This is a genomic window from [Actinomadura] parvosata subsp. kistnae, assembly GCF_900323885.1.
Classification (GTDB): domain Bacteria; phylum Actinomycetota; class Actinomycetes; order Streptosporangiales; family Streptosporangiaceae; genus Nonomuraea; species Nonomuraea composti.
Genome location: NZ_OOHJ01000022.1, coordinates 1,454,556 through 1,480,068, shown reverse-complemented (window position 1 = coordinate 1,480,068; position 25,513 = coordinate 1,454,556). Strand labels below are relative to the sequence as shown.

22 protein-coding genes and 1 pseudogene are annotated in these 25,513 nt (G+C 74.3%); 8 read left to right on the top strand and 15 right to left on the bottom strand.

What is annotated here, in order from left to right; genetic code table 11:
• Positions 1-6: 6 nt before the first annotated feature.
• Complete coding sequence (locus KIS93_RS49450) at positions 7-1,164, bottom strand: helix-turn-helix domain-containing protein (RefSeq protein WP_155128416.1); 1,158 nt, start codon at positions 1,162-1,164, stop codon at positions 7-9.
• 52 nt (positions 1,165-1,216) lie between these two features.
• Between KIS93_RS49450 and KIS93_RS49445 the strand changes: the two genes are divergently transcribed.
• The 3 genes from KIS93_RS49445 to KIS93_RS49435 are packed head-to-tail and all read left to right on the top strand — an operon-like array spanning position 1,217 to position 4,079.
• Positions 1,217-2,311, top strand: coding sequence for an acyl-CoA dehydrogenase family protein (locus tag KIS93_RS49445; protein ID WP_080042200.1), 1,095 nt, complete (start codon positions 1,217-1,219; stop codon positions 2,309-2,311).
• Entirely contained in the window at positions 2,308-3,252 is a 945-nt protein-coding gene (locus tag KIS93_RS49440; RefSeq protein WP_080042199.1) for an acyl-CoA dehydrogenase family protein, read from the top strand. Before KIS93_RS49445 ends, KIS93_RS49440 begins: the two co-directional genes overlap by 4 nt.
• Positions 3,249-4,079, top strand: a complete 831-nt coding sequence (locus KIS93_RS49435) for a TIGR03619 family F420-dependent LLM class oxidoreductase (RefSeq protein WP_080042198.1) — start codon at positions 3,249-3,251, stop codon at positions 4,077-4,079. Before KIS93_RS49440 ends, KIS93_RS49435 begins: the two co-directional genes overlap by 4 nt.
• Here the strand turns inward: KIS93_RS49435 and KIS93_RS49430 are convergent.
• The 8 genes from KIS93_RS49430 to KIS93_RS49395 form a co-directional block, all read right to left on the bottom strand.
• Positions 4,063-4,839: a hypothetical protein gene (locus KIS93_RS49430; protein ID WP_080042197.1), complete on the bottom strand. Its 777-nt coding sequence runs from the start codon at positions 4,837-4,839 to the stop codon at positions 4,063-4,065. The two genes, KIS93_RS49435 and KIS93_RS49430, sit on opposite strands and share 17 nt — an antisense overlap.
• Positions 4,840-4,870: 31 nt before the next feature.
• Positions 4,871-6,976: a CHAP domain-containing protein gene (locus KIS93_RS49425; protein ID WP_186404870.1), complete on the bottom strand. Its 2,106-nt coding sequence runs from the start codon at positions 6,974-6,976 to the stop codon at positions 4,871-4,873.
• 263 nt (positions 6,977-7,239) lie between these two features.
• Entirely contained in the window at positions 7,240-7,989 is a 750-nt protein-coding gene (locus tag KIS93_RS49420; RefSeq protein WP_080042195.1) for a glucose 1-dehydrogenase, read from the bottom strand.
• Positions 7,976-10,051, bottom strand: a complete 2,076-nt coding sequence (locus KIS93_RS49415) for an acetate--CoA ligase family protein (RefSeq protein ID WP_080042194.1) — start codon at positions 10,049-10,051, stop codon at positions 7,976-7,978. Before KIS93_RS49415 ends, KIS93_RS49420 begins: the two co-directional genes overlap by 14 nt.
• Positions 10,048-11,556, bottom strand: coding sequence for a class I adenylate-forming enzyme family protein (locus KIS93_RS49410; protein WP_080042193.1), 1,509 nt, complete (start codon positions 11,554-11,556; stop codon positions 10,048-10,050). The genes KIS93_RS49415 and KIS93_RS49410 overlap by 4 nt, the downstream gene beginning before the upstream one ends.
• A gap of 45 nt (positions 11,557-11,601) precedes the next feature.
• Complete coding sequence (locus tag KIS93_RS49405) at positions 11,602-11,925, bottom strand: VOC family protein (RefSeq protein ID WP_418113103.1); 324 nt, start codon at positions 11,923-11,925, stop codon at positions 11,602-11,604.
• Positions 11,912-12,283 carry a Zn-ribbon domain-containing OB-fold protein gene (locus tag KIS93_RS49400; RefSeq protein WP_080042191.1) on the bottom strand — a complete coding sequence of 124 codons (372 nt, stop codon included), beginning with the start codon at positions 12,281-12,283 and terminating at the stop codon, positions 11,912-11,914. Before KIS93_RS49400 ends, KIS93_RS49405 begins: the two co-directional genes overlap by 14 nt.
• A gap of 300 nt (positions 12,284-12,583) precedes the next feature.
• Positions 12,584-13,729, bottom strand: a complete 1,146-nt coding sequence (locus tag KIS93_RS49395) for an epoxide hydrolase family protein (RefSeq protein WP_080042190.1) — start codon at positions 13,727-13,729, stop codon at positions 12,584-12,586.
• Between the two features lie 52 nt (positions 13,730-13,781).
• On the opposite strand from KIS93_RS49395, the gene KIS93_RS49390 reads away from it, so the two are divergent.
• Positions 13,782-14,747 carry a helix-turn-helix transcriptional regulator gene (locus KIS93_RS49390; protein ID WP_080042189.1) on the top strand — a complete coding sequence of 322 codons (966 nt, stop codon included), beginning with the start codon at positions 13,782-13,784 and terminating at the stop codon, positions 14,745-14,747.
• Between the two features lie 45 nt (positions 14,748-14,792).
• On the opposite strand, the gene KIS93_RS49385 is transcribed toward KIS93_RS49390, so the two are convergent.
• Positions 14,793-16,547 carry a serine/threonine protein kinase gene (locus KIS93_RS49385; protein ID WP_186404869.1) on the bottom strand — a complete coding sequence of 585 codons (1,755 nt, stop codon included), beginning with the start codon at positions 16,545-16,547 and terminating at the stop codon, positions 14,793-14,795.
• Between the two features lie 141 nt (positions 16,548-16,688).
• Between KIS93_RS49385 and KIS93_RS49380 the strand changes: the two genes are divergently transcribed.
• The gene (locus KIS93_RS49380; RefSeq protein ID WP_155128414.1) at positions 16,689-17,282 is read left to right on the top strand and encodes a cysteine hydrolase family protein; all 594 of its coding nucleotides are present in this window, start codon (positions 16,689-16,691) and stop codon (positions 17,280-17,282) included.
• Positions 17,282-17,995: an SDR family NAD(P)-dependent oxidoreductase gene (locus KIS93_RS49375; RefSeq protein WP_080042186.1), complete on the top strand. Its 714-nt coding sequence runs from the start codon at positions 17,282-17,284 to the stop codon at positions 17,993-17,995. The genes KIS93_RS49380 and KIS93_RS49375 overlap by 1 nt, the downstream gene beginning before the upstream one ends.
• Before the next feature lie 12 nt (positions 17,996-18,007).
• Here KIS93_RS49375 and KIS93_RS49370 read toward each other — a convergent pair whose 3' ends face one another.
• Positions 18,008-19,246, bottom strand: coding sequence for a serine hydrolase domain-containing protein (locus KIS93_RS49370; RefSeq protein WP_080042185.1), 1,239 nt, complete (start codon positions 19,244-19,246; stop codon positions 18,008-18,010).
• A 30-nt stretch (positions 19,247-19,276) separates the two neighbouring features.
• On the opposite strand from KIS93_RS49370, the gene KIS93_RS49365 reads away from it, so the two are divergent.
• A complete protein-coding gene (locus KIS93_RS49365) occupies positions 19,277-20,197 on the top strand; it encodes a cyclase family protein (protein WP_186404868.1) in 921 nt (306 codons plus the stop codon).
• A 48-nt stretch (positions 20,198-20,245) separates the two neighbouring features.
• On the opposite strand, the gene KIS93_RS69580 is transcribed toward KIS93_RS49365, so the two are convergent.
• Together KIS93_RS69580 and KIS93_RS69575 are read right to left on the bottom strand one after the other, a co-directional pair.
• On the bottom strand, positions 20,246-20,416 hold the full coding sequence (locus KIS93_RS69580; RefSeq protein ID WP_268967021.1) for a hypothetical protein: 171 nt from the start codon (positions 20,414-20,416) through the stop codon (positions 20,246-20,248).
• A 112-nt stretch (positions 20,417-20,528) separates the two neighbouring features.
• A pseudogene (locus KIS93_RS69575) lies at positions 20,529-20,693 on the bottom strand (cytochrome P450); the annotation flags it as partial.
• Between the two features lie 789 nt (positions 20,694-21,482).
• Here KIS93_RS69575 and KIS93_RS49355 point away from each other — a divergent pair.
• The gene (locus tag KIS93_RS49355; RefSeq protein WP_080042183.1) at positions 21,483-22,076 is read left to right on the top strand and encodes a TetR/AcrR family transcriptional regulator; all 594 of its coding nucleotides are present in this window, start codon (positions 21,483-21,485) and stop codon (positions 22,074-22,076) included.
• A gap of 826 nt (positions 22,077-22,902) precedes the next feature.
• On the opposite strand, the gene KIS93_RS49350 is transcribed toward KIS93_RS49355, so the two are convergent.
• Positions 22,903-24,387, bottom strand: coding sequence for an AMP-binding protein (locus KIS93_RS49350; protein WP_080042182.1), 1,485 nt, complete (start codon positions 24,385-24,387; stop codon positions 22,903-22,905).
• Positions 24,388-25,446, bottom strand: coding sequence for an LLM class flavin-dependent oxidoreductase (locus KIS93_RS49345; RefSeq protein ID WP_080042181.1), 1,059 nt, complete (start codon positions 25,444-25,446; stop codon positions 24,388-24,390).
• Positions 25,447-25,513: the final 67 nt, after the last annotated feature.

Here is a 25,513-nt window from a genome sequence, read left to right as displayed (position 1 = left end):
ACGCTCTTACGCGAGCAGGCGGACGAGGGCCAGAGCCAGGTGGGCGCGCATCCGGCCCGGCTGGTCGCCCAGCGAGAAGCCCAGCACCGACTCCGCGCGGGCGATGCGGGCGGCCAGCGAGCTGTGGTGCAGGTGCACGGCCTGGGCCGCGCCGCGGATCGAGCCGGCCAGGCACAGGGCGCGCACCGCGAGCAGCGACTCCTCGCCCAGCCGGGACATCGCCCGCACGTCGGGCAGGGCCGCGATCGCCTGCTCCGGCAGGTCGGCGAACAGGGCCAGCGCGCCCAGCTCCGACCAGCGCATCACCCGGTCGTGGGGGCCGGTGAAGCGCAGCGCGGTGCGGGCGCCGGCCCACGACTCGGCGGCCCGCGCGCCGGGCAGCTCGGGCCCGATGCCGACCCGCGCCCCGGCGAGCAGCTCGGGCGGGATGCCGGTCCGTGCGGGGCTGGGCGGCTCGGGCGGGATACCGGTCCGTGCGGGGCTGGGCGGCTCGGGTGGGATGCCGGCCCGTGCCGCCGCGGACGGATCGGGCCTCAGAGTGGTGACGACCAGGACGGCCTCGGTGTCGCCGATGGTGGCGGCGCGGACGTGGTGGCCCATCGCCCGCAGCCCCGCGGCGGTCTCCGCGTCGGGCAGCGCGATGGCCAGGGCCTGCAGCGGGGTGGCCGGGTCGAAGCCGAGCAGGCGCAGCGCGCGGGCCCGCTCGGTGTCGCCGGTCTCGGCCGACAGGACCAGCTCGACCAGGGCGGGGTCGCGGGCCGCGTGGGTGAGGGCGGCGGCGCGTTCGAGGGTGACCTCGGCCGCCGCCGCGTACCGCTCCAGGACGATCTCGTCGAGCCCGTGCGCGGGCCCGTCGCGCTCCATCCAGACGGCCCCGAGCCCGGAGCTCAGCTCGCGCGCGGACGCGGGGACGGGCGGTGTTTCGGTGGTGCGGCCGGCGGGGACGGGCCGCGTCTCGATCGTGCCGTCGGCGTGGACGCGGGTGCGACGGCCGGTGGCGGCGTCGAGCAGGCCGACCGGGCACTGCGTCAGCCGGGCCGTGGCCTTGAGCAGCGCCGGCACGCTCGCGTGGTCGCGCACCAGCGAGTCGAAGTAGGCGATGACCCGGACCGCGCTCTCCGCGTCGGTGTCGAGGGTCGAGAGCCGCAGCAGCAGTCCCTGCACGACCTCCAGACTAGCCTGGCCACACGACCAAGCGTGCGCTAGTTTGGTCGGTGTGGATCTCGACTTCACCGCGGCGCAGCTCGCCTTCCGAGCCGAGGTACGCGACTGGCTGAGCAGGCACGCGCCCCCGCCGCTGCCCTCGCTCGACACCCCCGAAGGCTTCGAGGCGCACCGCGCCTGGGAGGCGGAGCTGGCGGGCGCGCGGCTGTCCGTCGTCTCCTGGCCCGAGGAGTACGGCGGGCGCGGCGCCTCCCTCATCGACTGGCTGATCTTCGAGGAGGAGTACTGGGCCGCCGGCTGCCCCGCCCGCGTCACCCAGAACGGCATCTTCCTGCTCGGCCCGTCCCTCATGCGTCACGGCACCCCCGAGCAGCGCGCGCGCTGGCTGCCCCGGATGGCGAGGGGCGACGACGTGTGGGCGCAGGCGTGGTCGGAGCCCGAGGCGGGCAGCGACCTGGCCGCCATCACCTCCCGCGCCGAGCCCTGCCCCGGCGGCTGGCGGCTGTACGGGCACAAGACGTGGAGCTCGCGGGCCGCCTACGCCACCCACGGGTTCGGCCTGTTCCGCACCTCCGGCGCACGGCACAAGGGGCTGACGTACTTCATGTTCCCCATGACCGACGTCGCCGTCCGCCCGATCGCGCAGCTCGACGGGCTGCCGGGCTTCGCCGAGCTGCGCTTCGACGGCGTGTTCACCCCCGAGTCGATGGTGCTCGGCGAGGCGGGCGAGGGCTGGCGGATCGCGATGGCCACCACCTCCTCCGAGCGCGGCCTGACCCTGCGCAGCCCCGGTCGCTTCCTGGCCACCGCCGCCCGGCTCGCCGAGCTGGCCCGCGACGCCGACCCGGCCCTCGCCGACCGGGCCGCCAGGTGCCTGGTCGAGGCGGAGGCGTACCGCCTCCACACGTTCGGGACGGCGCGCCGGCTCATGGCGGGCGAGGAGATCGGGGCCGCCGTCAGCATGGGCAAGATCTTCTGGTCCGAGCTGGACCTGCGCATGCACGCCCTCGCCCTGGAGCTGCTGGGCGACCAGGCCGGGGGCTGGCTGGACGGGTTCCTGTTCTCGCTGGCCGGGCCCATCTACGCGGGCACGAACGAGATCCAGCGCAATATCGTCGCCGAGCGCGTCCTGGGGTTGCCACGATGAACTTCGGCTTCGACGACGACCAGCTCGCACTGGCCGCGACCGTCCGGGACGTGCTGCGGACGCACTGCCCGCCCGCCGCGCTCCGGACGGCACGCAGGCCCTCCTGGGACCAGCTCGCCGGCCTGGGGTTCTTCGGGCTGCTGCTGCCCGAGGAGGCCGACGGGCTCGGGCTCGCGCTCGTGGACGTGCTGCCCGCCCTGGAGGAGACCGGGCGCGCCTGCCTGCCCGGCCCGGTCGTGGAGACCGCCGTGGTGGCGCCGTCCCTGCTGGCCGGCGTGCCCAAGCTGGCCTCCGGCGCGGTGTGCGTCGGGGTGCTGCCGCCGGGGCAGGCGTACGCGGCCGACGCCGACCTGGCCGACCTGCTCATCGTGGTAAGGGACGGCGCGGCCCGCGTGGTCCACCGACCCGACCTGCTCCTGGAGCCCCGGCGCGGCGTGGATCCGGCCCGGCCGCTGTTCGAGGTGCGTTACGCGCGCTCCGAGCCCTTGCCCGCGCCCGTGGGCCCGGCGCTGCTGCGGGGCACGGTGGCCACCGCCGCGCAGCTCGTCGGGGTCGCCAGGGAGCTGCTGTCCACCGCCGTCGCCTACGCGCGCGTACGCACCCAGTTCGGCGCGCCCATCGGCTCGTTCCAGGCCGTCAAGCACCAGCTCGCCGACGTGGCCGTGGCCGTCGAGTTCGCCGCGCCGCTGGTGTACCGGGCCGCCCTGACCCTGGAGACAGATGCCGCCGAGCGGGACGCGAGCGCCGCCAAGGCCGCCGCCGGCGAGGCAGCCACGCTCGCCGCCCGGGTCGCGCTGCAGGTCCACGGCGCCATCGGCTACACCGAGGAGCTGGACCTGCGGTTCTGGCTGGCACGCGCCTGGTCGCTGTCCATGGCGTACAGCACCACCGCCGCCCACCGCGAACGCCTCCGGGTCGCGATCGTGGGGAGGCGCCCGTGAAGTTCGGCGTCCCCCTCGGCCTCCTGCACCCCGCCGCCTGGAAGGACGTGGCGGTGGCGGCCGACGAGCTGGGGTTCGAGTCGGTGTGGCTGCCCGAGCACCTCGTCTTCGCCACGGACCTGTCCCTGGCCGTCTACCCGGGCACCTCCGACCCCGGGATCAAGCCGCAGACGCCGCTGTTCGACGCGCCCGCGTACCTGTGCTGGCTGGCCGCCTTCACCACCCGCGTCCGGCTCGGCACGGCCGTGCAGCTCCTCGCGCTGCGCCACCCGTTTGTCTCGGCCCGCGCGTTCGCCACCCTCGACGTCGTCTCCTCCGGGCGGGCCGTCTGCGGCGTCGGCGCGGGCTGGTACCGGGGGGAGTGGGAGGCGGCGGGCGTGCCGTTCGCGACCAGGGGGGCGCGGCTGGACGAGGCGATCGAGGTGGTCCGGCGGCTCTGGAGCGAGCCCCTGGTCACCCACACCGGCAGGTTCTACGCCTTTCCCGAGGTCGCCTTCGAGCCCAAGCCGGTGCAGCGGCGGCTGCCCGTGCTCGCGGGCGGAGAGTCGGCCGCCGCCCTGCGCCGCGCGGCCACCCTGTGCGACGGGTGGATCAGCATGCCGCACACCCTCGAATCGATCAAGCCGCGGCTGGCGGCCCTCGCCCGGCTGGGGGACGGGGTGCCGGTGACGGCGCACGCGTACGAGCTGGCCTCGCCCGGCGAGGTGGCCGGCTGGGCGGCGCTCGGGGTGGAGCGGCTGATCGTGCGGCCGTGGCGGCGCAGCAGGGACGCGGTGGCGGGGCTGGCCGCCTTCGCCGCCGAGTACGGCCTCACGAGCAGCGCGTAGTGGCCCTGCCGCCGCTCCTGACCGTGCGGCACTCGCGCGGCTTCGTGGTCGGCTTCGTCGTCGGCCTCGTGGTCGGCCTCGTCGGGGTGGGGCGGGCGGTCGCCCTGGTGGACGGCTTCTTGGCGGTGGCCGTGGGCGTCGGCGTGGGGCGCGGCTCGTCCGTCTCCGGCCGGATCGCCGCCGTGCCGCCCTTGCCGCCGTCGCGCCGCGCCCGATACGTCGTCAGCTGCCTGGGTGGCAGGTACGAACCGCGCTCGGCGCGCTTGCCCACGGCCGGGATCCGCCGGTCGATCACCAGGTAGTACCACGCGTAGCCGTCGAGCAGGTCCTCGCACCGCTCGTCCGGCACGCGGACGCGGGTGGAGACCTGGACGCAGATCTCGACGCGGTCCCGGTCGTCGACGATGAGCACGCCCTGCCCGCTGCCGCCCTTCCGCACCGCCCGGTACGCCCGCCCGGGCGGCGCGTAGGGCAGGCCGGAGGCCGCCTTCCGCCCGATCGCGGGGACCGTCGCGGACAGGGGCACGTAGTACCAGGAGTGGCCGCGCTGCCGATCGTCGCAGCGCTGGTCCTCCGTCCTGACCCGCGTCCGGTCCTCGACGCAGATCTCGGCGTGGTCCTGCGTGCTCTGGTCCCGTTGCGCCGTCCGGGTGGGGACGGTGTCGGCCGGTCGCCGCTGCGGGGACGCGGTGGCGCCGCATCCCGCCGCCAGGAGGACGGCCACGCCGGTGAGGAGGGCACGGAGGACGGCTGGCGACAAGTGACCCCAATCTGCGCGTATCGGTCTTCCGCTACAGCGGGTCAACGGTGATCGTGCGGGCGGAGTTCCCCGCCTTCCGGTCAGGCGCGGTGGCGGCCCCGCCGACCAGGCGGTGCTCGTCGTCCGTACGCGTGCGGCGATGGCGGCGGCCCCTGAGGGGCAGGTCGGGCGCGAACCCGGCGTGCTCCTCGGCGGCGGCGATGGCGGCGCGCCTGCGCCTGCCCCGGTAGGCGCGGGGGTCGGGCGCGGTCGTGCCGTCGCCGCCGCCCCTGCGGCGCGGCGGGCTGAACGCGTCGAACGCGCTGCTCGCGCCCGGGATGACGATCCGCTCGAACGGGCCGGTGTCCACGACGCGCCGCAGCGGGCCCGTGTCGAGCACGACCTCCACCGGGCCCGTCTCGTCGGTGAACGTGATGCGCTCCAGCGGGCCCGTGTGCTCGGTGAACGCGAAGCGGCTCAGGTCGAGGTCCGGCTCGTAGGGCTCGCTGTCGAAGGCGGGGGTGAACGCGGCCTCGGAGGTGAACGCGGCTTCGGAGGTGAACGCGGCCTCGGAGGTGAACGGGGTCTCGAAGGTGAACGCGGCTTCGGAGGCGGGGCGGCGGCGGTGGCCGGGGGTGCGGCGGCGCGGCTCGTGGTGCCCGGCGGTGTGGCGGCCGCCCGCGTGGTGCTCCGACCCGTGGTGCTCGTGGGCCGGGTGCTCGTGGGCCGGGCGCTCGTGCGGGTGGTGCTCGTGGGTGGGGCGCTCGTGGGTGTGGTGGCGGGGCGCGTCCGTGGACAGGTCGAACGGCCTGGTCTCGAACGGGAGCTTGCGGTGCCGGGCGCCGCCCGCCCGGACCCCGTGACGGAGGTTCGAGGCGGTCGCCGAGGCCAGGACGTCCGAAGCGGCGTTCGCGGCGGTGAGGGAGCGCAGGGCGGCCGCGGTGGCCAGGCGGTCGGCGCTCTCCTGGAGCTCCACGGCCGTCTTGGCGGTGGCGGTCACCGGGGCGGGCCCGCGACGGCGGCGGCGGCCCTTGGCGCGGGACGGTCGCGCCGGCTTGCCGGCGGTCGCGCCGGCCGTGCTCAGGCGCAGGCGGCGGGTCTTGGCCACGGCGAGCAGCGCGAGCGCGGCGACCAGGGCCGAGCCGATCAGCGTCGGCGAGTTGATGGCGGGCAGCGGGCCGGTGGCGGAGGCGTCGCCGTGGGCCGGGAGCGGCTCGGCGGTGGCCGCCTCGGTGTCGGCCGTGGCGGGCTTGGCGTGCTTGCCCTTCTTGACCGTGCCGGGCGCGGGGGAGGCGCCGGTCTGCGGGCTCTGCTGGGTGGCGGCCGGGCGCGGAGCCGAGGTCGAGCCGGCGCGGGGCGCGGTGGCCGCCTGCTGCTGCGGCGCGGCGTCCGAGGTGGCGCCGGAGCGGCCGGTCAGGGTGGAGTCGGAGCGTCCGGTCTGCGTGGAGGGGGAGGTCTGTCGGTCCGCGCGGCCCTGGGCCTCGGCCGGGGTCTGGCCCTCGACCTGCCCCGTGGACGGCGTCTGCGCCCGGCCGGGGTCCTGCGACTGGATCCGGCCCCCGTCGAGGGGGACCTGGGCGGAACGCCCGGTGTCGCCCCGGGGGATCATCGAGGCGAGCGACTCCTCGCCGAGCTGGATCGTGCCATCCTGGCCGGCCTGCTTCCTGGCCTTCTTCGCGGCGGCCGCGTCGAGGCGCTCCTTGACCCGGTCGGGGTAGCCGTAGCCGACCACCTTGCTCGTGTCACGTTCCTTGCGCTTGGCGACGCCACCGTCGATGTTGCCCTCGATGGTGTGGATCGTGTCGCCCTCGACCTTCGTCACGATGCCGACGTGGTCGATGTTGTCGATGTCGTTGGAGCCGCTCCAGTCGTAGAAGACGAACGCGCCGGGCTTGGGCGTCTTGCCCCACGCCCCCTGCTCCTTGAACCACTTCGCGTGCGCCACCGTCCACGCGAACTGCCCGATCCAGTCCTCGTAGCCGAGCTTGTGCGCGGCCCACGAGAGGTACATGTCGCACCACGGCGCGGAGCTGTAGTCGGCGTCGAACTCGACGTTCTTGCCGTACCAGTCGCCGAACTTGGTGTACGACCCGGACTTCTCCGCATACCCGAGCTGGCTCTCGAGCAGTTCGATGTACTTCTGGATCTCTGGCGTCATGGAAGTATGGGGGCACCTTCCGGGCAAGACCGGGTTTGTCCACGCAGCACTGGGTAAGGAGGGGAACCCGGGACTGGTGTGACAAAACCGGTGGCCTGTCGTCTTCCGTGCTCAGTGAGGTTACCAAGCCGTAACCCCAGCTCAAGACCGTCCCCCGGAGAGGTGGGGCCTCTTCCGGGTTGGAAACCGCAGGTCAGAGATGTTGCCAGAAATGTCCGGGGCTACGTGGTTTAACCCTAAAAGATCTACCTTGAGGTGAGGTCTCAGTATCCTGCGCCGGTCAGCAGGCCCCCGTCCACCGTGACCTCGCTGCCCGTGCAGTAGCTCGCCCGGTCCGAGGCCAGGAACGCCACCACATGGGAGACCTCCACCGGCTTGGCGAAGCGCTTGATCACCATCGACTTCACGAACGCCTCCGCGTCGACCTCGCGCGCGATGTCCGGGTCGAGGGCCATGGCGGTGTTGATCGCGCCCGGGTGCACCGAGTTCACCCTGATCTTGAACCTGGCCAGCTCCCGCGCCGCCGACTTCGTGACCCCCCGGACGCCGAACTTCGACGCCGAGTACGCCGACAACCCCTCGGCGCCGACGTAGCCCTCGATGGAGGAGATGTTCACGATCGAGCCGCGCCCGGCCGCCTTCATGGGCTCGATGACGGCCTTGATGCCCAGCCAGGTGCCCTTGAGGTTCACGCCGATCACCCGGTCGAAGTCCTCCAGCGACATTTCCTGAATGCGGCGAAATTTCAGGATCCCGGCGTTGTTCACCAGAACGTCCAGCTTGCCGTACTGCTCCACGGCCGTCCCCACGGCCCGCTCCCACTCCTCGGGGCTCGTCACGTCGTGCCGCAGGTACGTGGCGCCCGTCTCCTCCGCCAGCGCCTTGCCCTCCTCGTCCAGCACGTCCCCGAACACCACCCGCGCGCCCTCCTCCAGGAACAGCCGCACGTGCGCCGCCCCCATGCCCCGCGCCCCGCCCGTGATCAGCGCCACCTTGCCGTCAAGCAGCCCCATAGCGTCCTCCTGCCGCGACGGCCACGGCGGCCGCCTCCATGGTGCGGTAGACGGGAATGCCCGCCGCCGCCGCGATCCGGTCCACCTCGTCCACCACGCCCGCGGGGGCGCACTCGCCGTTCCTGGTCACCAGGGTGATCCGCAGGCTCGGGCGCGCGGCCTGGGCGTCCGCGAGGGCGCGCGCGTAGGCGTACAGGGGCTCGGGGGCGGTCCCGTACGTGAAGAACGCCTGCACGTTCACATGCGCCACCACATCTCGGTACGGCCCGGCCGCCACACCCCCGTGCGGACCCGTCACCACGTCCTGGTGTGGACCCGCGAGCACGTCGATCACGTCGGCCACCAGCCCGGCCCTGCCCAGCGGCCCCACCGGCACCTCCAGCGGGTTGCCCGCCGCCACCACCCCGAGCGCGCGCAACGCGTCCAGGCGGCCGGCCGGCAGCGGATCGAGCCGCACCCCGGCCCGGTCGAACGCGTCCGCGGCCAGCACGCTCGCACCCCCGCTCGGCCCCACCACCAGCACCTGCTCCCCACCGGGGCCTCGCGAGCCGTGCGTATGGAAGTAGGCCAGGACCCCGATCAGGTCGTCCTGCCCGGACACCAGCGTCGCCCCCGTCTGCTCGGCCACCGCCTCCCAGATGCGCCGGTCGCTCACCATGCCGCCGGTGTGGGAGGCCGCCGCCCGCTGCCCCTGCCCGCTGCGCCCGCCGACCAGCAGCACGACGGGCTTGCCGAGGTCACGCAGCGCCTCGTACAGCTCCCGGCCGTCTCTCGGGTCCTCCAGGTACAGCCCGACCGCCCGCGTCTCGTCGTCGCGCGCCAGCCAGCGCAGCAGCTCGGCGGGGGTGACGTCGGCGGCGTTCCCGACGGTGACGACCCGGCTGAACGCCAGCCCCCGCCGCTCCCCGACCTTGATCACCTCGCCGGCCAGGCCGCCGCTCTGGGAGATCAGCGCCACCGTCCCCGGCGGGCCCAGCCCGCCGCCGACGAACGTCTGGCGCCCCTTCGGGCAGTACACGCCCATGCAGTTGGGGCCGAGCAGCCGCGTCCCCGCCGCCCGCGCCGCCGCGGCCAGCTCCGCCTCCAGGTCCGGCCGCCCCGCCTCGCCGAACCCGCCGCTCATCACCTGCGTGAACGGCACCGCCCGCGCCTGCCGCACCACCTCGGCGCACCGCTCGGCGGGCACGGCGACCAGGGCGTAGTCCACGTCCGCGTGCGCGAGCGACGGCACGGCGGGCACCCCGGCGACCTCCGTGGCGGTGGGGTGCACGGCCACCAGCGGCACGCCGGCGTCGCGGTAGAAGCCGAGGAACATGTTCCCGAAGTTCGGCCGCGACGTGGACGCCCCGACGACGGCCACCGCCTTCGGCTCGAAAAGCCGCAGAAAGCCGCCCGCCCGCTCCACCGGCCGCGTCGGGGAGCTGGTCGTGCGGTCGGCGGGGAGGTGTCGGGCGTCCACCGCGATCACGCCCGACGGGCCCGCGATGACCGGGTTCAGCTCGAACTCGCCCAGCTCCAGCCGTTCCCACAACCCCCCGGCCCCGCCCACCGCCATCAGCAGCTTGACGACCGCGTCCACGTCCACGGGCGGCCCGCCGCGCCACCCGTCCAGCAGCGGCGCCCCGCGCAGGGACGCCAGCGCCCGCCGCGCGTCCCGCTCCGTGATCGGGCAGAGCAGCAGCGCCGTGTCGCGCAGCGCCTCCGTCCACACCCCGCCCAGGCCGGCGAGCAGCACGGGGCCGAACGCCGGGTCCCGCACCAGCCCCACGATCAGCTCGACCCCGGCCTCGGCCTGCTCCTCGACCAGGAACCCGGCGGGCTCCAGCCGGGCCCGCATCCGGGCCGCCGCGTCGGGCAGCTCCTCGTACGCCAGCCCCAGCACGACCGCCCCGGCCTCGGACTTGTGCGTCAGCCCCGGCCCGAACGCCTTCAGCACCAGCGGCCCGGCCAGCTCCCGCGCCGCCCCGAAATCATCCCCGCGCACCACGACCCCGCGCGGCACCGGCACCCCGGCCTGCGCGAGCAGCGCCTTGACCTCGTGCTCGTACGGGCCGGCGGTCACGGCAGCAGCTCGCGGAGCTTCCTGCGCAGCAGCTTGCCCGGCCCGCCGGAGGCGTCCTGCGAGTGCGGCAGCTCCTCGGCGACCACGATGTGGTCGGGACGCTGGTGCGCGGGGAGGAGGTCCGCCAGGGCCAGGGCCAGCTTGGAGGCGTCGAGGGTGTGCCCGGCCCTGGGCACCACGGCCAGCAGCACCTCCTGCTCCGCCGCCCCCTCGGGCACCCCGGTCGCGCCTGCCTCGGCGACGCCGTCCAGGGCGGAGGCCGCCTCCTCGATCACGGAGGGCTGGGTCCAGATCCCGCCCTTGATGATCGCGTCCTCGCGCCGGCCGAGCACGCGCAGCACGCCGTCGGCGGAGAGGGTCCCGAGGTCGCCGCCCACGTACCACTCGCCGCGCAGCACCTCGGCCGTCCTGTCGGGCAGCCCGTCGTACTCGGCCATCCGGTGCGGCCCCGCCAGGTTGATCTCGCCGACCGTGTCGACGACCGGCTCGCCGTGCGGGCCGGTGACGCGCACCGCGTTCCCGGTGCGGGCCCGGCCCGAGGAGCCGAGCGGGGTGGAGCCGTCGTCCACCCGGCCCATGCAGGTGTACGGCGCCTCCGTCTGCCCGTAGTAGGAGTACACGCCGGCCTGTGGCAGCCGGGCCTTGATCCGGTCCAGCATGGTCGCGGTCAGCGGCTCACCACCCAGCATGATCACCTCGATGGACGACAGGTCCACGCCCTCGTGGTCGGGCGAGGCCAGCAGCGCCGAGTAGAACGAGGGGATCTGCGACACGTGCGTGACCCGTTCGCGCGGGACGACCCGCAGGAAGTTCGCCGGCCCCCAGTCCTGCTCCAGCACCAGCCGCATCCCCGCGTAGAGCGCGGGTCCGGCGATGGCGGGGAAGCCGATGCCCCAGATGATCGCGCCCGTCCCGAACACCGAGTCGGGGCCGCGCGGCACGTCCAGCCAGATCTGCGCCGTGGCCAGCGACGACGCGTGCGTGTGCACGACCGCCTTGGGCAGGCCGGTCGTCCCCGACGTGAAGTACAGCGCCAGCGGGTCGTCGTGGAAGGCGCCCAGCGGCGGCTCCTCGTCGGAGCCGCCCTCCAGGTCCCGTACGTGGATCCAGGCCGTCACCTCCGGCAGCGACGGCCTGATCTGCTCGACCACCTTCTCCACCGTCGCGTCGTACACGAACGCCGTGCACCGCGCCGCCGCCACCACGTCCCGCAGCGTCTCGGCCGGCCAGTACGGGTTCAGCGCCGCCGTGACCGCCCCGATCTTGGCCTGCGCCAGGTAGACCTCGGCCACCCGCAACGTCTCGTTCAGCAGCGCCGCCACCCGCGCGCCCGGCGCGATCCCGGCGGCGAGCAGGGCGTGGGCGCGGCGGTTGACGTTCCTGTTCAGCTCGTCGTAGGTGAAGCTCTGCTCGCCGCAGTACGTCAGCGCGACCCGGCCGGGCGTACGCAGCGCTCCGGCGGTCAGGATCGCGTGGCCGTAGTTGCCGTAGGGTGATCTGGCCATGGGGGCTGCCTTCCCTTGGGGCTCGGGGCGTGGGGTTCGGTCCGGTCAGAGGGGCGAATACAGCACGAAGACGTTCCCTGAGGGGTCGCGCAGCACGGCCCGCCTCTCGTGCGGCCCCGCCTCGGGCGCCCGCACGATCCCGGCACCGCGTGCCGCCAGCTCGCGCACCGCCCGCTCCACGTCCTCCACCTTGTACGACGGCGCGGCCCCGTCCGTGACGTGCTCGGCCGGGCCGGCCAGCGCCACCGTCACCCCGCCCCCGTCGAGCGCGGCGAACCGGTCACCGTCGCGGAACTTCACCGGCAGCCCGTAGAACGCGATCGCCTCATCCAGATCGGCGACCGGAATCAGCACGTTACCCAGCTTCACGCGGCCTCCAATGGGGCAGGTCGTCCCGGAACGTCACCCGTACCGGCAGGCCGATCCGCACCTGATCGGGCGCGCACCCCACCACATGCCCGAACGCCCGCACCCCCTCAGGCAGGTCCACCCAGGCCATCACGTACGGCTCGCGCCCGCGGTAGGCGGGGGCGAAGGAGCGGTGCACGATCGTGTACGTGTGCACCTCGCCGTCACCGGAGGCCGGCTCGAAGACCAGCTCCCGGCCTCCGCACCAGGGGCAGGCCGGCTCGGGGAGGTGGATGCGGCGGTCGCAGGCCGTACACCGCTGGATGACCAGCTCGCCACGCCGGCAGGCGGCCCAGTAGGGGGAGGTGTCAGCGCTCATCGCTGCCAAGCTAGCGCACGCTTGGTACCCCGACAACCCCCACCCACCTCCGCACTCGCCCGCCACGCCGCGCCACCGCCACTGCACGGCCTCCCGCGCCCGCCACGCCGCGCCCCCGGCCACCCGCCGCCCGCACCCGGTCGGCCGCCCGCCACGCCGCGCCTGGCGCGGGGTCGCCTGCCGGGCCGGCCGCCGCGCCCGCGTGTCGCGGGGCGCCTGCTGCCGCGCGGCCGGCCGCCTCGCCGTGCGCGAGCGCCGGCCCCTTCAACCCGGAACGACCTCAGCCCTGGTCGGCGGCGGTCACCGGAGGGGGCGGAAGAAGGTGCGGACGTCCTCGATGAGCAGGTCGGGAGCCTCCATCGCGGCGAAGTGCCCGCCGCGCGGGAACTCCGACCAGTGCGTGACGTGATGCTCCCGCTCGGCGATCCGCCGCACCCCGCCATCCCCGGGGAACACGGCGACCCCGTGCGGCACCGCCGAGTACGCGACCTTCGCCCCCCAGCTCTGCTGCCCCTCCTTGTAGAGCCGGGCGGACGAGGCGGCGGTCTCGGTGAACCAGTAGATGCTGACGTCGGTGAGCAGCTGGTCGAGGTCCACGGCGTCCTCGGGCAGGTCGCAGGCGGGGTCCGTCCATTCCTTGAACTTCTCCGCGATCCACGCGAGCTGCCCCGCCGGCGAGTCGTGCAGCCCGAACGCGAGCGTCTGGGGCCGCGTCGCCTGCATGATCGCGTACCCGGCCCGGTCCTGGTCCTGGAACTGGCCGAGCCGGGCGAGCTCGGCGGGGGTCAGCCCCTCGAACTCGGCCGGGTCGCCGCCGGGGAACCCGAGCATGCCGTTGACGTGCACGCCGACGACGTTGTCCGGCGCGACGCGGCCGAGCAGCGGCGAGATGACGGAGCCGCTGTCGCCGCCCTGCGCGCCGTAGCGCGGGTAGCCGAGCCGGTCCATGAGCTCCGCCCAGGCGCGGCTGACCCGCTCCAGGTTCCAGCCGGTCTCGGTGGTGGGGCCGGAGAAGCCGAAGCCGGGGATGGACGGCGCGACGACGTGGAAGGCGTCGGCGGGGTCGCCGCCGTGCGCCGCCGGGTCGGTGAGCGGGCCGATGACCTTCATGAACTCGGCGACCGAGCCGGGCCAGCCGTGCGTGATGATCAGCGGCAGCGCGTCGGGCTCGGGCGAGCGGGCGTGCACGAAGTGGATGTTCTGCCCGTCGATGCGGGTGGTGAACTGCGGGAACGCGTTGAGCCGCGCCTCGGCGGCCCGCCAGTCGAACCCGGTCCGCCAGTACTCGGCCAGCTTCTTCATGTAGCCGACGGGGATCCCGTAGGACCAGCCCACGCCGGGCAGCTCGTCCGGCCAGCGGGTCGCCGCGAGCCGCCGGTGCAGGTCGTCCAGCTGCGCCTGCGGGATGTCGATCCGGTACGGGTGAATGCTCTCGTTGTCGTGCATGTAGGCAACGGTAGAACCCGGTTAGGTCAGTTTCTGTCCTAGGATGAACGCCATGCTGGAGACCTCGGCACGGCTGCTGCGCCTGCTGTCGCTGCTGCAGACCCCCAAGGACTGGCCGGGCACGGAGCTGGCCGAACGGCTCGGCGTCTCGCCCCGCACCGTCCGCCGCGACATCGACCGGCTGCGCGAGCTCGGCTACACCGTGGAGGCCACCGCCGGCGTGCCCGGCTACCGCCTCGGCGCCGGCTCCGGGCTGCCGCCGCTGCTGCTCGACGACGACGAGGCCGTCGCCGTCGCGATCGGGCTGGGCACCGCCGCCGTCTCCGGCGTGGCGGGCATCGGGGAGACCGCGCTCCGCGCCCTCGCCAAGCTGGAACGGGTCCTCCCGTCCCGGCTCCGGCACCGCGTCGGCAGCCTGCGCTCGGCCACGGTGCCGCTGACCGCCCAGGCCACGGCCGTCGACCCGGCCGCGCTCACCGCCATCGCCGCCGCCGTGCGCGACAGGGAGAGCCTGCGCTTCGACTACCGCGCCCACGACGGCACCGAGGACCGGCGCACGGCCGAGCCGTACCGGCTGGTCAGCTCGGGCCGCCGCTGGTACCTGGTCGCGTGGGACACCGGCCGCGGCGACTGGCGCACGTTCCGGGTGGACCGGCTGCGCCTGCGCACCCCGAACGGGCCGCGCTTCGCCCCCCGCGAGCCGCCCAGCGGCGACCTCGTCCGCTACATCACCGAACGGATCTCCGTCGACCCGTACCGCTACCGGGGCCGGTTCACGGTGCGGGCGCCGGCGGGCGACGTGGCCGCCCGGATGCCGCCCACGATCGCGGTCGTGGAGCCGGCCGGTGCCGGCGCCTGCGTCCTGACCACGGGGTCGAACTCCCTCGACGATCTGGCCATGTGGGTGGCGCAGCTCGGCGTCCCGTTCACGGTGCACGAGCCGCCCGAGCTCGTCGAGCACGTGCGCGCGCTCGGCACCCGCCTCGTCGCCGCCGCCACGCCCCCTCCGCCCTCCTGACCCGCCCCCCGGGCGTCACCCCGTCGCAGACGGCAGGAGGTCCGGTCAACGCGACGACGTCAGAGACGGGCCGCCGGAGAGCTGTACGACCGGCGTGTCCGAGGACCATATGGCCGGGGCGTTCGAGGTCGGTGGGGGTGCGATGGGGGCGTTCGAGGAGGGCGGCTCGGGGGTGGTGGTCGGCGAGGCGGAGGGTTCAGGGGTCGGGACGGGGGAGTGGGAGGTGGGCGGAGGCGGGCAGGCGGGGCCGTTCAGGGTGGCCTCGCTCACCTGAGGCCCGTTCGCCGCCGCCGGCTCCGTCATCACCAGGAGGCCGAGGTGCGCCCGCTCGCCGCACGCCACCTCGCCCGGCGAGTAGGCGACGGCGCTCGTGTACGAGGTGCGCCCCCGCAGCGTGCGGGTCTCCCGGCGGAGCGTCCTGGCGGCGTCGCCGTCGTCGTCCCGCCGGGTGTACGCGATCAGCAGCCGCACGGGCCCCGTCCCGTCCACGGTGACGGTGATCGAGCCCGTGGTGCCGTTCCAGCCGGAGATGCCGGCGGCGCGGACGGCGGGGAGCGGCACGGAGGTGCCGCCCTGAGCGGTGGGCGGGGGAGGCGCGGCGGTGGCGGGCGGAGGGGTGGTGGCGGGCGGGCTCGGCGCCCGGGTGGCGGGCGTGGGCGACTGGGGGGAGCGGGTCTCCGTGCCGGCCTCGGTCCGCGTTTCATTCTGGGCTCTGGGAGGCGGCATGAGGATGGTGCCGGGGCCTTCCGGGAGGTGGCCGCCGGACAGCAGGATCGCGAGCAGCGCCGCCACGACGGTCGCGCCCGCCACCCAGAGCTGGGGCGGCAGGCGGGGCACCCGCTCGCGAAGGCCGGTCGTGAGGGACGTGCGGCTGTCGGTCCTGGCCAGGGGGAAGCGCAGGGCGAGCAGCGTGGCCTGCTCCGCCAGGTGCCGCCGGCCGCGTTTCTCCCAGTCGGGGCCGTAGCCGGCGGCGGCGTCCTGCTCCAGCGCGGCGGCGAACTGCCGGGCGGAGGCGTACCTGCCGGCCGGGTCCTTGGCCAGGCCGCGTCTGAGCAGGTCGCGCAGGGCGTCGGGCACGACCTCCAGCGGCACCGGCTCCTCCAGGTGCTTGCGCCGCAACCCGAGCACCTCGGACGCTGCCTCCCCGCCGTCCCGGTCGAGCGGGCGCGGTGAGCTGTCCCCGCCGCCCTTGGGTGGCACGACGTACGGCGGCCGGCCCCGGACGGCCTCGAACAGCACGCACGCCGCCGCGTACAGGTCCGCCGGCGGCCCGGCCCGCCCCAGCGTCCACAGCTCGGGCGCCATGTACGGCGGGGTGCCCGCGGGCACGCCCGGCTCCTCGGCGTGCACGACGACGCCGAAGTCGCCCAGCTTGGTGCCGCCGTCGGCCTGGACGAGGAGGTTGCCGGGGGTGACGTCCCGGTGCGGGACGCCGCGCTCGTGGGCGGCGGCCAGGGCCAGCAGGGTGCTCTTGAGCACGGCCAGCGCCGCCTCGGGGGTGATCGGGCCGTGCTCGGCCAGCAGCGTGCGCAGCGGGACGCCGTCCACCAGCTCCATGACCACGGCGGCCCTGGCGGGGGTCTCGACGTACTCGTACAGGCGGACCACGTTCGGGTCGTCGATCTCGACGAGGTGCGGGGTGTCGGCCCGGAAGCGGTCCATGAACTCGGCGTCCCTGCGCAGGGTGGCGTTCAGGTATTTGATCGCCACGTACGCGCCGGTCGGCTGGTAGGTGGCGAGGAACACCCGACCGGTGCGCCCGGCGCCGAGCTGGCGCACCTCACGGTAACCAGGGACCAAGTCGTACCCCCATGTGGCAGCCGTCCTGGTTCCGACGGTCTCATCCGGGGTTCCGGTTGTCACGGGGCGGGGGATTTCAGCGGGTGTTATGCTGTGCCGGATACCAAGCAAGCGCTCGGCTAAGAAGCGTGGAGGTCGCCGGTGGAGCGCGTGGCGGTGCTGGTCATGGAGATGCAGCGGGGCGTGGTCGGCCATCTCACGAAATTTCCGGACCTGGTGGAGGCGTGCGCCCGCCACGACGTCGTCCCCAACGCCATCCGCCTGCTCCAGGCGGCCCGCCAGGCCGGCCACCCGGTGATCCACTGCACGGCCGCGTTCCGCCCCGACCGGGCCGGCTCCCACACCGCCAACTGCCCGTTCATCGTCTCCCTGCTCAAGGACCCGCACCACATGCTGGACGGCACGCCCGCCACCGACGTGCTCCCCGAGCTGCGCGAGGAGACGGACCTGGAGAGCCGGCGCCACCACGGGTTCTCGCCGTTCACCGGCACCTCGCTCGACATGACGCTGCGCTCGCTCGGCGTCACGTCCGTCGTCGCGGCCGGCGTCTCGCTCAACCTCGGCATCCCCGGCCTGGCCCTGGAGGCGGTGAACCTCGGCTACCGCGTCACCGTGGTCACGGACGCGGTCGCCGGCATCCCCGAGGAGTACGCGCGCGCCGTACTGAAACACACGATCAGCCTGCTCGCCACCCGCGCCACCACCGCCGACCTGGTCGAGGCGTGGAAACGATGATGGACGGGCTGCGCCTGGACGGGCGCGTCGCGGTGGTCACCGGAGGCGCGGGCGCGATCGGCACGGCCATCGCCACCGACCTGGCCGCGCTCGGCGCCGAGGTCGTGACCGCCGACGTCGACCTCACGAACGCCCGGCAACCCGCGCTGCACGTGGACCTGACCTCGCCGGCCTCCGTGCAGGCGTTCGCCGACGAGGTGGGCGCGGCGGACATCCTGGTGCACAACGCCGGGGTGGCGATCGTGGAGCCGTTCACCGAGAGCGACCCCGCTGGCTGGGACCTGATGTGGCAGGTCAACCTGCGCGGCCCGATGCTGCTGACCAAGCTGCTCCTGCCCGGCATGATGGCCAAGGGGTGGGGGCGGCTGGTGTTCGTCTCCTCCGACGGGGCCAGGGCCGGGTCCGGCGGCGAGGGGGCGTACGCGGCGACGAAGGCCGGGCTGTTCGGGCTGGCCAAGACGCTCGCCCGCGAGGCCGCCCGGGCGAACGTCACCTCCAACGTCGTCTGCCCCGGCCCCACCGACACCCCCATGCTCCGCCGGATCTCCGACGCGGAGCCGGGCCTGGTGGAGCGGATCGCGCGGGCCATCCCGCTGCGCCGCCTCGGCACGCCCGCCGACGTCGCCGGGCTCGTCGCCTACCTGTGCACGGAACGCGCCGCGTACATCACCGGGCAGACCCTGTCGGTGAGCGGCGGCGTGACCATGCACTGAACGGCCATGCGCTCACAACGAGTCGTAGACGGCCTGCAGCAGGCGGTGCCCGCGCAGGTTGCCGGAGATCGCGCTGGCCATCTTGTTCATGACGTACGCGATGGCGAGGCCCCGCTCCGGGTCGCCGACCCCGATGGAGCCGCCCGCCCCCGAATGGCCGAACGCGCTCGGCGAGCGCACCATGAAGGTCATCGACGGCCGCATGAACCCGAGGCCGAACGACGTGCCGAGATAGAGCGTCCGGTCGGGGCCCTTCACCCGGGGCCGCAGCGCGTCCTGAAGGGTTTCGGGGCGCAGGATCTCGCCGGCGATCAGCGCGCGGTAGAACCCGGCCAGCCCGCGTGCGGTCGTGACCATCCCGGCCGCCGGCCAGCCCGCGCGCAGGATCACCGGGTTGTTCGCGCCGCCCTTGAGGAGGTTCATGGCGGGGTTGCCGAGCGCCCGGTTCATCAGGCTGCCGGGGTCGAGCGCCAGCCTGGTCATCTCGGCGACGGCCTCCGTGGTCCGCTCAGGCCCGCCCGCCGCCGCACCGTCCGCCACCGCACCGTCCGCCGCCGCACCGTCCGCCATCTCGCCGTCCGGCTGTGCGCCGGGGGGCGGGGTCTCGGTGGTGACCAGCCGGCCGCGCTCGCCGGCCGTGAGCCGCGCCGTACGCTCGATCACCGGGTCCGGCGCCCCCACCCACAGCTCCAGCCCCAGCGGCCCCGCGATCTCGGCCGACACCAGCTCGCCCACCGACTTGCCCGTCACCCGCCTGACCACCTCGCCGACCAGGAACCCGTACGTCAGCGCGTGGTACCCGTGCGCCGTCCCCGGCTCCCACAGCGGCGCCTGCCGGGCGAGCCGGGCCGCGATGGCCGGCTGGTCCTCGAACTCCTCCACCGGCACCGGCTCCTCCAGCGCCGGCAGCCCGGCCTGGTGGGTCAGCACGTGCTCGACGGTGATGCCCGCCTTGCCGTTCGCCGCGAACTCGGGCCACACCTCGGCGACCGGCGCCGTCACGTCCACCAGCCCCCGCTCGGCGAGCTGCAGCAGCACGGCCGCCGTGACCGCCTTGGTGCAGGAGTAGGCGAAGACGGGGGTGTCGCGTTCCCAGGGCCGCCCGGTGTGCCGGTCGGCGACGCCGCCCCACAGGTCCACGACCAGCTCGCCGTCGAGGTAGACGGCGAAGGCCGCGCCCAGCTCCTCGCCGTCGGCGAAATGCCGCTCGAAGACCTCGCGTACGCGGGAGAAGCGCGGATCGCAGTGCATCAGACCTCCGCAGAGAAAGGGAGCGCTTACTTGGTCACCGAGCCTAACAACTGGGGACGATTCGGCCCAGACGATCAGCGCGGCACCCTGAACCTCCTCACCCCGGCCACCGTCCTCGCCGCCCTGCGCAGCGCCGTCACCGGCGAGGTGCTGAGCCTGGCCATGCCGATCAGGGGCGCCACCTCCTCGCCCGCCCCCGGCACGGTGCCGCACCTGCCGGGCCGGCCGCTGCCGCAGCACTTCATGTCCGTGGACGGCGGCGACTACGCGGCCGGCGCCCGGCCGATCGGCGCGGGCCTGCGCGTCGCGGACGACGCCCTGGTCGTCACCGGCCACGGCACCACCACGCACATGGACGCGCTGTGCCACATGTGGTCGGGTGACGAGTTGTTCAACGGCCATCCGGCCGCCAGGGTGCGCTCGTACGGGGCGACGCGATGCGGCATCGAGCACGTGGGCGGGGTGGTGGCCAGGGGAGTGCTGTACGACGTGCCGCGCCGGCTCGGCCTCGACCACCTGCCCGCGGGCCACCGGATCCCCGCCGGGCTGCTGGCGGAGATCGCGGTGCCGCGGGCCGGGGACGTGGCGGTCGTCCGTACGGGCTGGCCGGTGGTGTGGGAACGCTCGCGCGAGGAGTACTGGTCCGGCCAGCCCGGGCTGTCAGCGGAGGCGGGGCGGTGGCTGGCGGCCCACGACGTGGCGGCCGTCGCCTCGGACAACGCCGCCATCGGCGGGCTCAACGAGCGCGGCCTGGCCGACGAGCCGATCGAGGACGACCTGCACCTCCTGCTGCTGCACCGGCACGGCATCCACCTGATCGAGATGCTGCTGCTGGAGGAGCTGGCGGCGGCCCTGTCGGCGGCGGGGCGGACGGAGTTCGTGTTCGTGGCGGCGCCGTTGCGCATCGAGGGCGGCACCGGCAGCCCGCTCACCCCGCTCGCCATCCTCTGAATCGAGGGCGGCACCGTCAGCCCGCTCACCCCGCTCGCCATCCTGTGATCAGCCCCAGGTCACGGGCAGGCAGGCGACCCCGTACACGGCGCCGTCCTGCTTGAGCGGCACCTGATCCGGCGGGACGGCCAGCCGCAGCCCGGGGAAGCGCTCGAACAGCGCGCCGTAGCCGATGCGCAGCTCGATCCTGGCGAGCTGCTGGCCGAGGCACTGGTGCACGCCGTGCCCGAACGACAGGTGCCTGCGGGCCTCCGTACGGGCGGGCGAGCACGTCCGGACGCTCGAACACGGCCGGATCCCGGTTGACGACGGGCAGCGACAGCGCGACCGTCTCGCCCGCGCGCACCAGCGTGCCCGCCACCTCCACGTCCTGCGTCGCGGCCCGGCTCGGGGCGCCGAGCTGCACGATCGACAACCAGCGCAGCAGCTCCTCGACCGCGCCCTCCTCGTACGGCGTCCCGGTCTCCAGCAGCGCGAAGACGCCGAGTGCCAGCATGTTCGCGGTGGTCTCGTGGCCGGCGACGAGCAGGATCATCGCCACGTTGACCAGCTCCTCGTCCGTGAGGTCGGCGGTCAGCCCGCTGATCAGGTCGTCGCCCGGCACGGCCCGCTTGCGCCCCACCAGCTCGCCCAGGTACGCCGCCAGGTCCGCGGTCGCCCGCGCCACGTCGCCGCCCGCCGCGACGAGCCGCAGGCTGCGGTCCTGGAAGAACTCGTGATCCTCGTACGGGACGCCCAGCAGCTCGCAGATGACCATCGACGGGATCGGCAACGCGTAGGCGCTCACCAGGTCCACCGGCGGGCCCGCCGCGGCCATGGCGTCGAGGTGGTCGGCGGCGATGCGCTCGATCCGCGGCTCCAGCAGGCGCATCCGGCGCACCGTGAACTGGCCGATGAGCAGGCGGCGGTAGCGCGTGTGCTCGGGCGGGTCCATGGCGCCGAAGAACCCCGGGGGCGCGGGCCGGCCCGTCTCGCCGGGCGTGGTGAACCGTACGGGGGCGTGCTTGAGCTCCCGGCGCGCGCTGAACCTCCGGTCGCCGAGCACCGTCCTGGCGGCCTCGGCGGTGGTGGCCAGCCAGCCCAGGTGCCCGTCGGCGAACTCCAGCCGGCTCATCGGCGGCAGGCCGCGCAGCTCGGCGGGCGGGTCGAAGGGGCAACGCGGATCGCGTGACGTAGGAAGTCGCATGCTTTTGAGAGTAGACTCTCAAAAGATAGTTGCATAGCTTTTGAAAGCGTTCTCCTCTAAAGTGGACGCGAGCCCCCGGACCCCCCAGAATGCGGAGACATGAGTGACCGACCGGGCCTGCGCGAGCGGAAGAAGGCCAAGACGAGAGCGCTGATCCAGAAGGAGGCGCTGCGGCTGTTCCGCGAGCAGGGCTACGCGGCCACCACGGTCGAGCAGATCGCCGAGGCGGCGGAGGTCGCGCCCAGCACCGTCTTCCGCTACTTCGCCACCAAGGAGGACCTGGTGATCGTCGACCAGTTCCCGCCCTTCGTGGAAGCCCTCGACCAGGTGCCGCCCGAGGTGCCGCCCATACGCGCCGTCCGCATGGCCATGCGCGCCATGATCGAGGCCCAGACGCCGCAGGAACGCGCCGACAGCCTCGACCGGGAAGTGCTCATGCTCACGGTGCCCGAGCTGTGGGCGGCCAGCATCGACAACGTCACCGGCGTCGCCACCACCCTCCGCGAACGCCTCGCCGCCCGCGAGGGCCGCCCCGCCGACGACCCGGGCATCCGCAACGTCACGGGCGCGATCATGGGCGTCATGGTGGGAGTCTGGACCGACTGGGTGAATAACCGCGACCTGGACGCCCCGGCCCACCTCGACGCCGCCCTCGCCCACCTGGAAGCCGGCCTCCCCCTACCCCGCCCCTAACCCACCGACGCCCCCGCGCGCCTGCGCGCCCGTCCGGCGCCCGCGCCTGCGCGCCCGTCCAGCGACCACCCGCACCCGCGCTCGCCCGCATGCCTGCCCTCGGCTCCGCGTCCGCGCGCCGCCCACATGCGCGCCGCCCGCGTGGCGCCGCCCGCGTGGCGCCGCCCGCCTGGCGCGGCTTGCCCTGGCGCGGCTTGCCCTGGCGCGACTCGCCTGCGCCGCGCTGCCGCCGGGCTCCGTGTCCTTGCGCCTGCCCCGCACGCCTGCGGCCCGCGCCCCCGCGCCTGCGCCCGCGCCCGCACACCTGACCCGCAGCGCGCCTGGCGCGGCACGCCTGGCGCCGCATGCCTGGCGCGGCACGCCTGCGCCGCGCTGCCGCCGGGCTTCGCGTCCTTCGCCCCCTCGCTTGCGCCCGCGCCCCGGCCCTGCGCCCCGCACCCCCGCCCCCGCGCCCCGCGCCTGCGCCCCGCGCCCGCGCTCGGCCCGCCTCTGCGCGCTGCCTATGTGCGTGCCGCCCGGGCGTGCGCCTGCACCAGGCTGCCGTCGGGCCATGCAACGGCTCGCGTCCCCACCCTCGCGCCCTCGCGCCTCGCGCCCCCGCGTGCCAGCGTCTGCGCGCGCGTGTCGCACGCGCTCAGTGCCTCCGCTCGCCCGGCCGCTGCCCAAGCGCGTGCTGCCCCATGTGCGCGCCGCTCACCGGGCGCTGCTCATCGCGCGCCGCTCGCCGGGCGAGCCGCTGCGTCGTTGCGGGTGGTCGGTCGTGTGGGCGTTTGGGCGAGTGCTGCCGAGGGGGCGGTCGTCGCGCTGTGGTCGACCGTTCGCGGAGTCAGGAGCCTGGGTAGTTGCCGCCGCCGTGGGCGGCGTCCAGGGCGTCGTAGTCGGGGGTGAAGCCGCGTTTCGGGATCGTGTCCACGAACGTCACGTGCCGGGGCTTCTTGTACGACGCCAGCAACCCCCTGACGTGCGCGATCAGCTCGTCCTCGGTCGCCTGGGCCGAGGGTTTGAGGGACACGACGGCCTTGACCGCCTGGTGCCATTGGGGGTCGGGGACGCCGATGACGGCGGCGTCGGCGACGGCGGGGTGGGTTTTGAGTGCGCGCTCCACCTCCGCCGGGTACACGTTCTCGGCGCCGGACTTGATCATGCGGAGTTTGGGGCCGATGAAGGTGATGGTGCCGTCGGGTTCGCGGCGGCCGAGGTCGCCGGTGTGGTGCCAGCCGTAGGCGGATTTCTGGGTATTTAAGTCGGGTCGGGCGAAATATCCGGAAAAGAGGGTCTTGCCGCGGGCGCAGATCTCCCCCGTCTCACCCGCCGGCACCTCCACCCCGTCCGGCCCCAGGATCCGCACCTGCGCGAGCGGCGACGGCCGCCCCGCGAGCCCGGCCCCGCCCTCCGCCAGCCCCAGGAACGTGAGCATCCCGCCCACCTCGGTCTGCCCGTACCCGCCCATCCCGGACCGGCACCACGGCGAGTCGTCCACGGTGATCATGTCGTCCCACTCGGCGGAGTGGGCGACGAACCGCAGCGACGACAGGTCGTACTTGCCGCCCGCGTTGGCCTTGGCGACCGCGTCGATCATGCCGCCGAACAGGAACGCCTGCGTCACCCGTTCGGCGTCCACCAGCCGGCACACCTCTTCGGGGTCGAAGGCGGGCGTGAACACGTTCGTGCCGCCGATCTGCAGCGTGGCCAGGCAGAACATCATCGTGCCGACGTGGAAGAGCGGCCCGTTGTTGAGGAAGGTGAAGCCGGGCTCCATCTGCCGCACGACGAGCAGGGACGTGGCGTGCGCGACGAGCGCGGCGCTGCTGAGCAGGGCGGCACTGGGGCGTCCGTCGAAGGCGGCGGTGTAGAGGGCGAGGGTGGGCTCGGTGTCGGCGACCGGGGCGAACTCCCGTACCGGAGCGCCGGCGAGCAGCCGCTCGTAAGCCTCGCCCGCCTGGATCCACCGGTCGTCACGCAGCGGCGCGACGGTCTCGGAGTGCTCCCAGAAGACCGCCGCGGGCGTGAGGTCGGTCAGGACGAAGCGCAGCTCGTCCCGCGACTGCCGCCAGTTGGCCGGGCAGAAGATCGCCCCGAGCCTGGAGCAGGCGAGCAGCAGCTCCAGCACCGCGTACGCGTTTTGCCCGAGCCACAGCACCCGGTCGCCCCGGGAGACGCCCATCCCGTCCAGCGCCGAGGCCAGCCGCATCACCCGCCCGTCCAGCTCGGGGTAGGTGAGCCGCAGTTCCCCGTCGACGACCGCCGTCACCTGGGGGCGGCTGCGGGCGTGGTCGGCGAGCACGTCCGACAGGGTCAGGCTGTGCATCATCTAGCCTCCAAAGGCCGGCATGACTTCGGTCGCGAAGAAGCGCATGACCCGCTTCATGTCCTCCAGCGGCATCGGGCGGGTGCTGCCGAAGTCGCACAGGAGGTCGGTGAAGCCGGCATCCTTGAGCAGCGTGATCTGCTCGATGACCCGCGCGGGGTCGCCGATCACCTCGAGTTGTTCCCAGCGGAAGTCGGCGGAGAGCGCGCCGCCCTTGAGGTAACGGTCCTGGTAGTACTCGAAGCCCTGGGCGGCCTTGCCGGTCTTCGGGTCGATGGGGGCGCTGCGCTCGTTGAAGATGCGCGAGCGGTCGAACGACGCCTCGAACCGTGCCTGGTCCTCGCGCGCCTGCTCCAGGGTGGGGGCGACGTACACGCTGCGGGCCACCACGAGGTCCGCGCCGGCCGGGTGCCCGGCCTGCGCGGCCGTCTCCCGCCACGTCTCGGCCGCCTTGACGACCTTCCTGAACGGCGCCGCGGGGTCGGCGAGGATGGGCAGGCCGCGCTCGGCGTACATGGTCACCGTCTCGGGGGAGACGGCCGCGACGTGCAGCGGCGGATGGGGCCGCTGCAGCGGCCTGGGCACGAGCGACACCTCGGCGCCGGTCTTGTAGAACTTGCCTTCGTGCTGGTACGACTCCTGCGTCCAGAGCCCGACGATCACCTCCAGCGCCTCGTTGAAGCGGTCGCGCGCCTCCGCCAGGTCGATCCCGAACCCCTCGAACTCGAAGCTCTGGTACCCCCGCCCGATCCCCAGGTCGAGCCGCCCGTCCGAGAGCACGTCCACCTGCGCGGCCTCCTCGGCGACGTGCACGGGGTTGTGCAGGGGCAGCACGACGATGCCGGTGCCGAGCCGGAGCCTGGTGGTCCGGGCGGCGGCGTGGGCGAGCATGGTGAACAGGTTGGGCACGACGCCGTAGTCCCTGAAGTGGTGCTCGGCCAGCCGCACCCCGTCGAACCCCAGCTCCTCGGCCAGCTCGATGAGCTCCAGGTGGTAGTCGTAGACGTCCTTGAAGCTCTGCCCGTCGAAGCGGTGGAAGAGGTGGAAGGTCGAGAACCTCATATGGCGGCCCCTCAGCAGCTAAACCAAGCGCTCGCTTGGGAGCGTATCAGCCGTAATGCGGTTTCGC